Here is a 13,519-nt window from a genome sequence, read left to right on the forward strand (position 1 = left end):
ACACCTCCGGGCGTCCGCGCCCGCCTCAGCGGACAGGATCGCGGATCCTCGGGACAGTGCGGTGGCTGTGGTCCACCGGATGGACCACAGCCACCGCGCTCTGCGCCAGACTGACGCCGTGCAGATCTCCCGCGCCGACTTCGCCGACCCGCGGCTGGAGGCCTTCCTGCAGGCCCACCTCGACGACATGGAGCCGACGGCGCCGCCAGAGAGCCGGCACGCGCTCGACCTGGCCGCGCTGCAGACCGACGGCGTACGACTCTGGGTGGGCGTCGACGCAGACACGATCCTCGGCACGGTCGCGCTGGCGGCGGTGGCGGACGGGCACGAGGAGCTCAAGAGCATGCGGACCGAGCCGCGCCTGCGCGGCACGGGGGTGGCGACCCGGCTGCTGGCCCACGCGCTCGACGACGCCCGGGCGCGCGGGGTGGCTCGGGTGTCGCTGGAGACGGGGAGCATGGAGTTCTTCGAGCCCGCGCGGCGGTTCTACGCACGGGCCGGCTTCGTGCCGTGCCCGCCGTTCGGGTCCTACGCCGAGGACCCGAACAGCACCTTCATGACGCTGTCGACGGCTCCGCACTGACCTCGTCGTCGTACGCCGGCAGGGTCAGGGTCGCGGTCGTGCCGCGGCCGCGCTCGGAGGCGATGTCGACCGAGCCGCCGTGGCGGGCGGCGATCCGGGCGACGATGGCCAGGCCCAGGCCGGTGCCGGGCCGGGTCAGCGCAGCCGGGTTGGTGGAGCGGAAGTACTCGCGGAAGAGCTGCTCCTGGTCGGCCGGGGAGATGCCGATGCCCGTGTCGGCCACCGTGGCGACGACGCTGTCCCCCTCGGTGCCGACGCGGACCGTCACCCGGCCGCCGGGGTCGGTGTACTTGATCGCGTTGGAGGTGAGGTTGGTGAGCAGGCGGTGCAGCTCCTCGGGCTCGCCGGGCACCAGCACCGGCTCGTCGGGCAGCTCGGCCTCGCAGGTGACGTCGCCGGCCGTCGCCGCGGCGTTGCACTCGTCGCACACGTCGTGCACCACCCGGCGCAGGTCGACCGGGATCGGGTCGAACTCGCGGTGCGGGTCGGAGACCTGCGCCATCGTGAGCATGTCGTCGATGACGGCGCGCATCCGGGCGGCCCCACGGGCGGCGGCCGCGACGGAGCTGCGGGCGTCGTCGTCGAGGGCGCCGGTGTCGAGGAGCTCGAGGTTGGCGCTCATCGAGAAGAGCGGGTTGCGCAGCTCGTGACCCATCGTGGTGACCACCTCGACGCGATAGCTGTCGAGCTTGCGGAGCCGGTCGGCGATGGCGCGCTCGAGCTCGAGCTGGCGCGCCTTGCCGACGGCGAGGCCCAGGTCGCGACCGATGTCGCGCGCCGCATCGATCTCGATGTCGGTCCAGCGGCGGGCGTCGGAGACGCGGGTCAGGACCAGGAAGCCCACGCACTCCGGGCCGACCCCCAGCGGGACGAAGAGCACCGCGCCGAGACCGATCCGTTCGAGGAAGGCCAGCAGCCGCTCCGCGTCGCCGCGGGCCAGGCCCGGCTGGTCGAGGCTGTCACGGGAGAACGGCGCGACGTACTGGTCGGCCCAGTAGCGGTGCGCCAGCCGCACCACCACGTCGTCGATCTCGGCGAACGGCGGCGCGTCGTAGGCGTTGCCGACGGCGTACGACGTCGTGGTGGAGCCGACCCCGTCGGGGTTGAAGGCGGTCAGCCACATGCCCACCGCGTCGAAGCACGACACGACCGCGGACCGGCAGGCCTCCAGCACCAGCTCGAGCGTCGGCTCGCCGAGGGCCTGGCGCACGATCGCCCGCGCCTCGGTGGCCATCCGCACCTGCTCGCTCAGCTCCTCGCGCTCGAGGGCGAGGAGGACGAGCGTGCGCGCGAGACCGGCGTAACGCGTCAGCACCTCCATCTTCTGCGGCGACGGCAGGCGCCCGTCGTCGGGGATGTCGACCGACAGCAGGCCGAGCAGCCGGCCCTGGTCGTCGTGGAGGGGGGCGGCGAGGAGATCGAGCGGGTGCCACGCGTCCTCCCCCTCGAGGGGCGTCACGTCCGGGATGTGGCTGTAGGCAAGCGCCTCCTCGCTCGCGCGGTCGTGCGGGACGAAGCGCCACACGCCCCACTCGTCGGCGTCGGCGAGCTCGTCCTCGATCGACCCGGCCGGCACCTGGGTGCCGACGAAGCCGTCCTCGACCCCGGCCGCGGCGACGACCTCGAAGTGGCCGTCGCGGCGCAGCGTCAGCGACGACTGCGCGAAGCCGGCGAGGGTGGCCACGCCCTCGACCAGGACCTGGAGGTGCTGGCGCGTCTGCTCGTCGAGCCAGGGGGACTGGGCATGGCGTCGCCCCCGGTCCGTCTCGTCGTGCATCACACCTCCTCGTCGCGGCGCACCCCGCGGCACCCCGCGGCACCCCGCGGCACCCCGACCCTAAGCCTCCGGGCCTGACGGGCGCAGGGATTCCTTGACGCTGGTGATCAGCCGGGGCAGCGGTCACGACGTCGGGTCAGCCGACCGGGGTCACCAGCTCGCCGCGCTCGAGGAAGGCGTCGACGTTGTCGAGCACGAGCCGGCCCATCGCCTCGCGCGTCTCGACGGTCGCGCTGCCGACGTGCGGCAGCAGCACCACGTCGTCGCGCCGCAGCAGCGCCTCGGGCACGTGCGGCTCGTCGGCGAAGACGTCCAGCCCGGCCCCGGCGATGCGGCCGGCCTCCAGCGCCGCGACCAGCGCGTCCTCGTCCACGACCGAGCCGCGGGCGACGTTGACGAGGTAGCCGTCGGGGCCCAGCGCGTCGAGGACGGCTGCGTCCACCAGGCCGTCGGTGCCTGCACCGCCGGGGGTGAGCACCACGAGCACGTCGCTCGCCCCGGCCAGCGCGACCGGGCTGTCGTGGTAAGTCCACGCGACGTCCTTGGGGCTGCGCGAGTGGTAGTGCACCTCGGCACCGAAGGCCTCCAGTCGCTGCGCCGCGGCGGTCCCGATGCGCCCCAGCCCGAGCACCCCGACGACCGCGCCCCGCACGTCGCGGGTCAGCGGCATCTTCTCCCCCCGGGACCACGCACCGCTGCGCACGAACCGGTCGGCCGCGGTGATGCCGCGCAGGACGTCGACGACCAGGAACGCCGCCAGGTCGGCCACGGCGTCCGTCAGCACGTCGGGGGTGTTCGAGACGACGATGCCGCGACCCCGCGCCTCGGCCACGTCGACGTTGTCGTAACCGACGCCGAAGTTCACGATCGCCCGCAGGTCGGGAAGGGCGTCCATCTCGGCCGCCCCGGCCTTCGCGCCACCGCCGACGACCGCCACCACCACACCGGCCGGGTCCTCGACGTCGGCGAGCTCCGGGGCGGCGTACCGCTCGGTGAGCCACTCGCGGACGAAGGGCATCAGCCCTCCGAGCTGGACGACGCGGGCCGGGTGCTGGGTGTCGGTGGTCACCACGCCATCCTTGCCGGGGCCCGGGCGCGACGTCCAAGACGACATCGCTATCGCACGATGCACGGGAAGGGGGACCCATGGGGCTGCTGATCGGCTTCACCACGATCCTGGTCGTCATCGCCGCCGGTGCCGCGCTCGCCCACGTGGGCGTGCTCGACCGCCGCTCCCAGCTCACCCTCGGCGAGATCGCGTTCTTCGTGGCCTCCCCCGCCCTCATGGTCGTCACCATCAGCCAGGTGCACCTCGAGGCCGCGGCCGCGAACCTCGTCGCCTCGAGCGTCTCGCTCGCCGCCTGCTTCGTCGCGTACGTCGTCATCGCGCGGCTGCGCTGGCGCCTCGACACCGGCGCCCTGCTGATCGGCGCGCTGTCGTCGTCGTACGTCAACGCCGGCAACCTCGGCATCGCCATCGCGGCCTACGTCGTCGGGGACATCACCGTCGTCGTGCCGACGCTCCTCGTGCAGATGCTGCTCGTGCAGCCGGCGGCCCTCATCGTGCTCGACCGCATCACCGGCCGCGGCGAGGGCGTGGCGCCCGCCATCCGGCGGCTGGTCACCAACCCCCTCACGATCGCCGCCCTCCTCGGCCTCGTGCTCGCCACCACCGGTTGGCGGCTGCCGGCGCCGCTGCTGTCGCCGCTGGAAATGCTGGCCGGCGCCGCGATCCCGCTGATGCTGATGTCGTACGGCGCTGCGCTGAGGTTGAGCCCGCCGATCGGCCGGGCCGGGCACAACGGGGAGGTCGTCGTCGCGACCGTCCTCAAGATGACCGTCATGCCAGTGGTCGCCTGGGCGGTGGGCGTCGGCCTGGGCCTGGACGACCGCGTCCTCCTCGGCGTCGTCATCACCGCGGCCCTGCCGACCGCGCAGAACATCTTCCTGCACGCCACCCGCTACCGCGTGGGGGAGGATGTGGCCCGGGAGACCATCCTGGTGACCACCCTCGCCTCGCTGCCAGCGGCGCTGATCGTCGCGGTGCTGCTGGGCTGACCCACGCCCGACTCCCAGACGACACCCCCAAACCCCCGAGGAGAACCATGGACGACCTGCTCGACCGGCTGCGCACGAGCATCGGCGCCGACCACGTCCTGACCGAGGACGCCGACGTCGCGGCGTACGTCGTCGACTGGACCGGCACGCGTGCCGGCCGGGCCCTCGCGGTGGTGCGGCCCGGCTCGACCGAGGAGGTGGCGGCCGTGGTCGCGGCCTGCGCCGGGGCGGGCGTGCCGGTCGTCCCCCAGGGCGGCAACACCGGGCTGGTCGGCGGCGGGGTGCCGGACGCGTCGGGCAACCAGGTCGTGCTCTCGCTGGGCCGGATGCGCCGGGTGCGCGAGGTCGACCCGGTCGCCGGCACGGTCACGGTCGACGCGGGTGTCGTCCTCGCCGACGTGCAGGCCGCGGCCGAGAAGGTCGACCGCCTCTTCCCGATGTCGCTGGGCTCCGAGGGCAGCTGCACGATCGGCGGCAACCTCTCCACCAACGCCGGCGGCACCGCCGTGCTGCGCTACGGCATGACGCGCGAGCTCGTGCTCGGCCTCGAGGTCGTGCTGCCCGACGGCCGGGTCTGGGACGGGCTGCGCGGACTGCGCAAGGACAACACCGGCTACGACCTCACCCAGCTGTTCGTCGGCGCCGAGGGCACCCTCGGCGTCATCACGGGCGCCGTGCTGCGCCTCTTCCCGGCCACGCCACGGCACGCCACGGCCTGGGTCGCCGTGTCGTCCGTCGACGCCGCGGTCTCCCTGCTCGGCCTGGCCCAGCAGCACGCCGGCGTGCACCTGTCGACGTTCGAGATCGCCAACCGCCAGGCCATCGACCTCGTCCTCGCCCACCTGCCCGGAGCCAGCGACCCGCTGGGCGAGCCGAGCGACTGGTACGTCCTGGTCGAGCTCGCCGGGTCCGCCTCTGACGACGGGCTGGACGAGACCCTGGAGTCGCTGCTCGGCGAGGCCGTCGAGGCCGGCTGCGCCACCGACGCGGCCCTGGCCGGCAGCCCCTCCCAGCGGTCGGCGCTGTGGGCCCTGCGCGAGGGCATCTCCGAGGCGCAGAAGGTCGAGGGCGCGACGCTCAAGCACGACGTCACCCTCCCGATCGCCCGGCTCGCCGAGTGGGCGGACGCGATGGGACCGCGGCTGCAGGAGGTCTGCGCTGGCGTGCGGCTGGTGACCTACGGCCACGTCGGCGACGGCAACCTGCACTACAACCTCAACGCACCGCTCACCGACGGCGGCCACAGCGACGACGACGCGCTGCGCGCCGCGGCCGCCGACCTGACCACGGCCATCTACGACTCGGTGGCCCGAGAGGCGGGGTCGATCAGCGCGGAGCACGGCCTCGGGCGCACCAAGGCGGCGGCAGCGGCGTCGTACAAGTCCGACGTGGAGGTCGACCTGATGCGCGCGGTCAAGCAGGCGCTCGACCCGGCGGGCCTGATGAACCCCGGCGTCCTCGTGCCGCCCGCCCCTGGGGCCTCGGCCTAGGCTGCACGGCATGAAGGCACAGACCCTCGGCCGCGTCGTGCTCGGCGGCTTCATGGTGACCGCCGGCGTGCTCCACCTGACCACGCAGCGCGAGGAGTTCCGCGCCCAGGTGCCCGACTGGTTCCCGGTCGACGAGGACCTCACGGTGCTCGGCTCCGGGGTCGTGGAGGTGGCGCTCGGCGGGGCGTTCGTCGCGCTGCCGCGTCACCGGCGCACCATCGGGGCGCTCCTGGCCGCGTTCTTCGTGGCGATCTTCCCCGGCAACATCGCGCAGTACGTCGAGGGCACCGACGCGTTCGGGCTCGACACCGACCGTGCCCGGCTCGTCCGGCTGTTCTTCCAGCCGGTGCTGGTCCTGTGGGCGCTCTGGGCGGGCGGCCTGCTGACCCGTCGCCGTCCGGCGATCGCCGAGGAGCAGCAGCGCGAAGAGGTCGAGACGGGCGAGTAGCCCGGCCCGTCCGGGTTTGGGCGGCGCCACCCGGGGCAGAGGGGTCCCCAGAGAGAAGGGGGACTCCATGTCCATCACCGTGCCCACCAGGAGCACCAGCAGGACACTCGTCGGCGTCGCCGGCCTGTGCGTCCTCGCACTGGCCGCCACCACGGCGCCCGTCACCACGGCCACCGCGTCGCAGGACGACCGCCGACCCGTCGAGCTGCTCAGCCCGGCCACGGCCGGCCGGGCGGCCACCGACGCCGAGGGCGCCGACAGCGAGCGCTCGCGTGCCGTCGACGTCGACGCGGCCGCGCTCGACGCCGTACGCACCGGCGACCGGATCAGCCTCGCGCTGTTCGACGACACGACGGTCACCGCCGCCGTGGACCAGCGCACCGACGCCGCCGGGGTCACGTCGTGGTCCGGCGGCATCATCGGCGAGAAGGGCACCGTCACCGGCGTCGTGGTCGGTGGGGTCACCCACATCAACGTCGCCTCCGTCGAGCACGGCACCTACGAGGTGCACAGCACGCCCGAGGGCGACTACGTCGTCGACGAGGCCGGCGACCCGCCGGCCGGCGACGACGTCGTGATGCCCGGCCGCCCGGGCCGCTCCGACGGCTCCGGGGCGCACGACCACGGCACCCAGCCGCGCACCCAGCGCGACACCGCGGGCACTGCGGGCACCAACCGCGCCCCTGTCGCCGCCGCCGACGCGCCCGACACGGTCGACATCGCCATCGTCTACCCCGCCCAGCTGGTCGCCCAGATGGGTCAGGCGCCGATGGAGGCCCAGTTCGCGCTGGGCATCGCCCAGACCAACGAGGCCTTCGCCAGCTCCGGCGTGGCCACCCGGGTGCGCCTCGTGGGCATCCGGCAGGTCGCCGCGACGCAGTCCGCCGACCTGACCACCAACCTCAAGGCGCTGGGCACCCCGGGCGACGGCATCTTCGACGAGGCGCAGGGCCTGCGCGAGGAGACCCACGCCGACCTGGTGAGCCTGTGGCTGGCCGGCAGCGTGCCGGGCGGCGCGTCGTGCGGCATGGCCTACCTCGGTGGCACGGACCCGCAGTACGACCCGGAGTACGCCGCCTGGTCGGTCGTCTACGCCGCGGCCTGCGCCACGCAGTTCCGGGCGTTCGCCCACGAGGTCGGCCACAACCTGAGCGCCCACCACGACGCGGGCGCCTCGCAGGCGCCGATCGACGGCAAGCCCTACGCCCGCGGCTACGTCGACGTGGCCGCCCGGACCATCACCGTGATGGCCTACTACGACCAGTGCGTCCGCGCGCAGGTCAACTGCACCCGGATCGGCTACTTCTCCAACCCCAACGTGGCCTACAACGGCCGCGCCCAGGGCACGCCCGCCACCCAGAACGCGGTGGCGATCAACGAGCAGATCGCGACCGTCGCGGGCTACCGCCAGTCGCAGATCTACCCGGGGTCGGTGAGCATCGCCGGCCGCGCGCGCTTCAAGGGCAAGGCCGAGGCCGCGTCCACCCCGTGGTCGCCGGCCGTCACGCTGAGCTATCAGTGGTGGCTCGACGGCGTCCCGGTCCCCGGCGCGACCGCCAGCACGTTCAAGCTGTCCCGGCGTGACATCGGCAAGACCCTGACGCTCCAGGTGCTCGGCTCCGCGCCGTTCTACCCGACCGTCGCGGCCCCGGACGCGTCCGTCGTCGTGGGCAAGGCGCTCTTCCGGACCAAGCGGCCCAAGCTCCGCGGCGTACCCCGTGCCGGGCGGGTGCTCTCGGTGAAGGTGAAGGGCTGGAAGCCCAAGCCGGCCAAGAAGAGCGTCAAGGTCCGCTACCAGTGGCTGAAGAACGGGAAGAAGATCAAGGGGGCCAAGAAGGCGACCTACCGTGTCCGCGCCAAGGACCGCGGCAAGAAGATCTCGGTCCGGGTCACGGCCAAGAAGAAGGGCTACGAGAAGGCGCGGCGGAGCTCCAAGAAGGTCAAGATCCGCCGCTGACGTCCGCCGCCGGGCGGGTCACAGGGTCGGCAGCCAGTCGACCCGCCCGGCGAGCAGGGCGTAGCCCACGAACGCGCCCACGTCGAGCAGCGTGTGCGCGACGACGAACGGCATCACCCGCCCCCAGCGGCGGAACAGCCAGCCGAAGAGCAGCCCCATCGCGAGGTTGCCGACGAACCCGCCGAGCCCCTGGTAGAGGTGGTAGCTGCCGCGCAGGAGCGCTGACAGCCCGATCGCTGCGGTGTCGCCGAAGCCGAGCTGGCGCAGCCGCACCTGCACGAAGCCGAGGACGACGAGCTCCTCGAGGACCGCGTTCTCCGCGGCCGCCAGCACGAGCACCGGCACCCGCCACCACTCCCCCGGCAGGGACTGGGCCACGACCGTCAGGTTGGTGCCCAGCGCGAAGGTGGCGAGGTAGAACACCACGCCGACCGAGCCGACGCCCGCGGCGAGCCAGGCGCCGCGGCCCCAGTCGCGCCACGTGCTCCAGCCGCCGTCGCGCGCCCAGACCTGCTTGAGGTCGGAGCCGGAGCGGACCAGGAGGTACGCCGCCAGCGCGACCGGCACGAGCGCGAAGCCGATCCGCAACAGCTGGTAGGTCAGGTCGAGCCACGGCCGGTCCGGGGCGAGGGAGTTGTTGAGGTTCGCCGCCTGCGCCGACAGCGGCCCCGGCGCGGTGAGCGCCGAGACGATGTTGACGACCGAGTAGACCGCGCTCCGGCCGAGCGAGACCAGCAGCACGATCGCCAGCTCGGTCCACAGCAGCGCGCGCGCCAGGTCCGGCACGCCTCCCGGGACGGGCGTGTCCCGCAGGCGCCACCACGGGCGTACGTCGTCGGCTGCGGTCGTCACGGGACCCAGCATCCCGCAGCCAGCCTGGGCGGCGTACTGGGTGGGGAACTCTGACACTCCGAGGGGGTTGTGAAGGCCACGACGTGGTGGGGTCCCCGCTCGAGCGGGACTCCACCACTGGGAGGGGAAGCCCGTCAGGCGAGCACGAGCCCGTCCTCACCCACGTCGACGGTGACGGCGCCGCCGTCGGCGACCTCGCCGGCGATCAGCAGCCGGGCGAGCGGGTCACCGATGGCCGACTGGATGAGCCGGCGCAGGGGCCGCGCACCGTACGCCGGGTCGTAGCCGGTCTCGGCGAGCCAGGCGCGGGCCTCGTCGGTCACCGAGATGGTGATCCGCCGGACCGCGAGCCGCTGCTCGAGCAGCGCGAGCTGCAGGTCGACGATGTGCGCCAGGTCGTCCTTGGACAGCGCGTCGAACATGACGACCTCGTCGAGCCGGTTGAGGAACTCGGGCTTGAAGTGCGAGCGCACCACGCCCATGACCGACTCCTTCTTCACCTCGGGATCCAGCAGCGGGTCGACCAGGAAGTTCGACCCGAGGTTCGAGGTGAGGATCAGCAGCGTGTTGCGGAAGTCGACCGTGCGGCCCTGCCCGTCGGTGAGCCGGCCGTCGTCGAGCACCTGCAGCAGGATGTCGAAGACCTCCGGGTGCGCCTTCTCGACCTCGTCGAGCAGCACGACGCTGTAGGGGCGGCGTCGCACGGCCTCGGTGAGCTGGCCACCCTCGTCGTAGCCGACGTAGCCGGGAGGGGCACCGACGAGTCGCGAGACCGAGTGCTTCTCGCTGTACTCGCTCATGTCGATGCGCACGATCGCGCGCTCGTCGTCGAAGAGGAAGTCGGCCAGCGCCTTCGCGAGCTCGGTCTTGCCCGTGCCGGTGGGACCGAGGAAGAGGAACGACCCGGTCGGCCGGTGGGGGTCGGCGATGCCGGCACGCGAGCGGCGTACGGCGTCGCTCACCGCGGTGACGGCCTCGCGCTGCCCGATCAGGCGCTCGCCGATGACGGACTCCATCTCGAGCAGCTTGGCGGTCTCGCCCTGGAGCATCTTGCCGGTGGGGATGCCGGTCCAGGCCTCGACCACGTCGGCGATCTGCTCGGCACCGACCTCCTCGCCGACGAGCGGCTCGATGTCGGCGAGCTCGGCCTCCTCGACCTCGGCGATCTGCTTCTCGAGCGCGGGGATCTGGCCGTACTGGATCTCCGAGGCGCCGGCGAGGTCACCCTCGCGCAGCCTCTTCTCGGCCTCGATCTTGAGCTGGTCGAGCTGGCGGCGCAGCTCGCCCTCGCCCTGCAGCTGGTCCTTCTCGCGCTCCCAGCGGGTCTCGAGCCCGCGCAGCTCCTCCTCGCGGTCGGCGAGGTCCTTGCGCAGCGTCTCGAGCCGGTCGACCGACGCGGCGTCGGTCTCCTTGGCGAGCGCGAACTCCTCCATCTTGAGCCGCTCGACCTGGCGCCGGAGCTGGTCGATCTCCTCGGGCGAGGACTCGTGCTCCATCCGCAGTCGGGACGACGCCTCGTCGATGAGGTCGATGGCCTTGTCGGGCAGCTGGCGGCCGGTGATGTAGCGGTCGGAGAGCGTGGCCGCCGCGACGAGCGCGGCGTCGGTGATGCGGACGCCGTGGTGGGCCTCGTACTTCTCCTGGATGCCACGCAGGATCTGGATGGTGTCCTCGACGCTGGGCTCGCCGACGAAGACCTGCTGGAAGCGGCGCTCGAGCGCCGGGTCCTTCTCGATCCGCTCGCGGTACTCGTCGAGGGTGGTCGCGCCGATCATGTGCAGCTCGCCGCGCGCCAGCATCGGCTTGAGCATGTTGCCGGCGTCCATCGCGGAGTCGCCGCCGGCGCCCGCGCCGACCACAGTGTGCAGCTCGTCGATGAAGGTGATGACCTGCCCGCCGGCGTCCTTGATCTCCTCGAGGACGGCCTTGAGCCGCTCCTCGAACTCGCCGCGGTACTTCGCGCCCGCCACCATCGCGGCGAGGTCGAGCGCCAGCACGCGCCGGCCCTTGAGCGAGTCGGGCACGTCGCCGGCGACCACGCGCTGGGCGAGGCCCTCGACGACGGCGGTCTTGCCGACACCGGGCTCGCCGATCAGGACGGGGTTGTTCTTGGTGCGCCGCGACAGCACCTGGATGACGCGGCGGATCTCGGCGTCACGGCCGATGACCGGGTCGAGCCGGCCTTCCTCGGCCGCCTGGGTGAGGTCGACGCTGTACTTCTCCAGCGACTCGTACGACGCCTCGGCGCTCTCGCTGGTCACGCGGCGGTTGCCGCGGACGGCGGTGATCGCCTCCCGCAGCCCGGCCGCGGTGAGTCCGGCGTCGGTCAGCACCTTCTGCGCGCTCGACTCGACGGTCGCGGTGGCGACGAGCAGGTGGTCGGTGGCGACGTAGTCGTCCTTCATCGACCCCGCGAGGTCGAGCGCCTGCGCCAGGACGCGGGTCAGCGCGGCGGACGCGCTCGGCTGCTGGACGGTCGAGCCGGTGGCGCGGGGCAGCTGCTGCTGCGCGCCCTCGGCCTGCGCGAGCAGGGTGGCGGGGTCGACGCCGGCCTTCTGCACGAGGCTGCGGGTCGCGCCGTCCTCCTGCTTGAGCAGGGCGACGAGCAGGTGGATGGGCTCGGTGGTGGTGTTGCCGCCGGTGGTCGCGGCGAGCTGGGCAGCCTCGATGACCTCGCGGCTGCGGGTGGTGAACTTCTCGGCACCGAACTGGCTCAACTCTTCCTCCGTGTGCGTGGTGGTGGGGACCACTGTGGTCCCACTCGTTCCAACGCGCCAGAAGTTGAGTCGATTCCCCTCAACTTTGTCTTTTTCGCGGCCGGGCGACCTGTCAGGCGAACGGGTCGGGCAGCGCGCCCGGCAGCCCCGCGAGCAGCTCGCGGGCCCGGGCGGCGTGCGTGTGCTCGACGAGCACCTCGTACCTCGTCGCCACCACCTGCGTCACCGAGGAGAAGTCGCGCTCGCCGCGGGTGAACGCGTAGCCGATCAGCGCCCACACCAGGCCGAAGGTGGCTCCCATGAACGCCGTGCTGAGCAGCACCTGCCAGAGGTCCTCCTCGGTGAACAGCGCGAAGATCAGCCCGACGAAGACACCCAGCCACAGCCCGGACAGGATGCCGCCGACCGCGACCTTCGACCAGGTGAGCCGGCCGGTGACGCGCTCGATGCGCTTGAGGTCGGTGCCGACGATCATCAGCTGGTCGACGGGGAACTCGGCGTCAGCGAGGAAGTCGACGCTCTTCTGCGCCTGCGCGTAGTCGTCGTACACCGCCAGCGACTGGGGGAACTTGAGCTTGAGCGGGGAGGCGGGGGTCAGGCCCGGGGTCGACATGCGGCCACGATACGACCGGCCTCTACCCAGGGTGGATGAATCTTTACCGTCCACCTGTTTCATTCCGCGAACAAGCGGGCAGAGTGGGTGCTATGGGCAAGCTGATCTTCGACAACCGCTTCGTCGGGGTCGCCTTCGTGTTGCTGCTGTTCGTCAACGCGTACGCGATCACCAACGGCTGGTACGCCTGAGGACCCACCGGGCTCCTCACCACCGGCGTGCAACGATCCCCGGGTGGCGACACCCGCGTTGAGCTCTGACTGCGCGCGCTGCTTCGGCCTCTGCTGCGTGCTGCTCCCCTTCTCAGCCTCTGACGGCTTCGGCGTCGACAAGCCCAGCGGGCGTCCGTGCCTCAACCTCCTGGACGACGACGGCTGCCGCATCCACGCCACCCTGCGGGAGGACGGCTGGCCCGGGTGCACGGTCTTCGAGTGCTTCGGCGCCGGCCAGCAGGTCTCCCAGGTCACCTACGCCGGCACCTCCTGGCGCGAGCAGGACAACCTCGCGGAGATGGCCGCGGTGCTGTCGGTGATGCGCCAGCTCCACGAGATGCTCGCCCACCTCGTCGAGGTCGCCCGGCGCTCGCCCGACCCCGCCGCCGACGTCGTACGCGCCGAGATCGAGGCCCTCACCACGGCCGACCCCGAGACGCTGCTGCGCGCCGACGTCGACGCGCTGCACGAGCAAGTCGGTGGGCTGCTCGCCGAGGCCAGCGCGCGCGTACGACGTCCGTGGGCACGGGCCCGCGACCGGACGCGCGCCGACCTCGCCGGACGACGGCTCACCGGCGACCACGCAGGCTGGTCCTTCCGCGGCGCCCTGCTGATCCGCGCGAACCTCCGGGGCGCAGACCTGCGGGAGGCCGACCTGCTCGGCGCCGACCTGCGCGACACCGACCTACGCGGCTGCGACCTGTCGACCGCGCTCTTCCTGACCCAGCCCCAGATCAATGCGGCGATCGGCGACGCGACGACCACCCTTCCGGACGGTTTGTCGCGCCCGGCACGCTGGGAGTCCTGAGCCG

Annotated in this window: 11 protein-coding genes; 6 read left to right on the forward strand and 5 right to left on the reverse strand. The window is 72.7% G+C overall.

The window, feature by feature from the left end:
• The first annotated feature begins 118 nt into the window (after window positions 1-118).
• A complete protein-coding gene (locus ACNKF0_RS20300) occupies window positions 119-583 on the forward strand; it encodes a GNAT family N-acetyltransferase (protein ID WP_416954599.1) in 465 nt (154 codons plus the stop codon).
• On the opposite strand, the gene ACNKF0_RS20305 is transcribed toward ACNKF0_RS20300, so the two are convergent.
• Window positions 555-2,360: a sensor histidine kinase gene (locus tag ACNKF0_RS20305; protein ID WP_416954600.1), complete on the reverse strand. Its 1,806-nt coding sequence runs from the start codon at window positions 2,358-2,360 to the stop codon at window positions 555-557. The genes ACNKF0_RS20300 and ACNKF0_RS20305 overlap by 29 nt on opposite strands.
• A 136-nt stretch (window positions 2,361-2,496) precedes the next feature.
• Window positions 2,497-3,429: a 2-hydroxyacid dehydrogenase gene (locus ACNKF0_RS20310; protein WP_416954601.1), complete on the reverse strand. Its 933-nt coding sequence runs from the start codon at window positions 3,427-3,429 to the stop codon at window positions 2,497-2,499.
• Between the two features lie 77 nt (window positions 3,430-3,506).
• On the opposite strand from ACNKF0_RS20310, the gene ACNKF0_RS20315 reads away from it, so the two are divergent.
• The 4 genes from ACNKF0_RS20315 (at window position 3,507) to ACNKF0_RS20330 (ending at window position 8,313) form a co-directional block, all read left to right on the forward strand.
• Window positions 3,507-4,418: an AEC family transporter gene (locus ACNKF0_RS20315; protein ID WP_416954602.1), complete on the forward strand. Its 912-nt coding sequence runs from the start codon at window positions 3,507-3,509 to the stop codon at window positions 4,416-4,418.
• Between the two features lie 47 nt (window positions 4,419-4,465).
• Entirely contained in the window at window positions 4,466-5,908 is a 1,443-nt protein-coding gene (locus tag ACNKF0_RS20320; RefSeq protein WP_416954603.1) for an FAD-binding oxidoreductase, read from the forward strand.
• 10 nt (window positions 5,909-5,918) lie between these two features.
• Window positions 5,919-6,356, forward strand: a complete 438-nt coding sequence (locus ACNKF0_RS20325) for a hypothetical protein (RefSeq protein WP_299931312.1) — start codon at window positions 5,919-5,921, stop codon at window positions 6,354-6,356.
• 67 nt (window positions 6,357-6,423) lie between these two features.
• The gene (locus ACNKF0_RS20330; protein WP_416954604.1) at window positions 6,424-8,313 is read left to right on the forward strand and encodes a M12 family metallo-peptidase; all 1,890 of its coding nucleotides are present in this window, start codon (window positions 6,424-6,426) and stop codon (window positions 8,311-8,313) included.
• An 18-nt stretch (window positions 8,314-8,331) separates the two neighbouring features.
• Here the strand turns inward: ACNKF0_RS20330 and ACNKF0_RS20335 are convergent, their stop codons facing one another.
• The 3 genes from ACNKF0_RS20335 to ACNKF0_RS20345 all read right to left on the reverse strand — a co-directional run bounded on the left by ACNKF0_RS20335 (window position 8,332) and on the right by ACNKF0_RS20345 (window position 12,495).
• Window positions 8,332-9,165: a CPBP family intramembrane glutamic endopeptidase gene (locus ACNKF0_RS20335; RefSeq protein ID WP_416954605.1), complete on the reverse strand. Its 834-nt coding sequence runs from the start codon at window positions 9,163-9,165 to the stop codon at window positions 8,332-8,334.
• 134 nt (window positions 9,166-9,299) lie between these two features.
• Window positions 9,300-11,882 carry an ATP-dependent chaperone ClpB gene (clpB, locus tag ACNKF0_RS20340; protein WP_416954606.1) on the reverse strand — a complete coding sequence of 861 codons (2,583 nt, stop codon included), beginning with the start codon at window positions 11,880-11,882 and terminating at the stop codon, window positions 9,300-9,302.
• A 112-nt stretch (window positions 11,883-11,994) separates the two neighbouring features.
• The gene (locus tag ACNKF0_RS20345; protein ID WP_416954607.1) at window positions 11,995-12,495 is read right to left on the reverse strand and encodes a general stress protein; all 501 of its coding nucleotides are present in this window, start codon (window positions 12,493-12,495) and stop codon (window positions 11,995-11,997) included.
• Between the two features lie 234 nt (window positions 12,496-12,729).
• Between ACNKF0_RS20345 and ACNKF0_RS20350 the strand changes: the two genes are divergently transcribed.
• Window positions 12,730-13,515, forward strand: a complete 786-nt coding sequence (locus tag ACNKF0_RS20350) for a pentapeptide repeat-containing protein (protein ID WP_416954608.1) — start codon at window positions 12,730-12,732, stop codon at window positions 13,513-13,515.
• The last annotated feature ends 4 nt before the right edge of the window (window positions 13,516-13,519 follow it).

Origin of the sequence: Nocardioides sp. T5, assembly GCF_048161455.1 — a bacterium.
Taxonomy (GTDB): Bacteria; Actinomycetota; Actinomycetes; order Propionibacteriales; family Nocardioidaceae; genus Nocardioides.

Bases quoted from the DNA above. Each gene is read 5' to 3' on its own strand.
- ACNKF0_RS20325 (WP_299931312.1), top strand. From the start codon at position 5,919: ATGAAGGCACAGACCCTCGGCCGCGTCGTGCTCGGCGGCTTCATGGTG.
- ACNKF0_RS20320 (WP_416954603.1), top strand. From the start codon at position 4,466: ATGGACGACCTGCTCGACCGGCTGCGCACGAGCATCGGCGCCGACCAC.
- ACNKF0_RS20345 (WP_416954607.1), bottom strand. From the start codon at position 12,495: ATGTCGACCCCGGGCCTGACCCCCGCCTCCCCGCTCAAGCTCAAGTTC.
- ACNKF0_RS20330 (WP_416954604.1), top strand. From the start codon at position 6,424: ATGTCCATCACCGTGCCCACCAGGAGCACCAGCAGGACACTCGTCGGC.
- ACNKF0_RS20305 (WP_416954600.1), bottom strand. From the start codon at position 2,360: ATGCACGACGAGACGGACCGGGGGCGACGCCATGCCCAGTCCCCCTGG.
- ACNKF0_RS20315 (WP_416954602.1), top strand. From the start codon at position 3,507: ATGGGGCTGCTGATCGGCTTCACCACGATCCTGGTCGTCATCGCCGCC.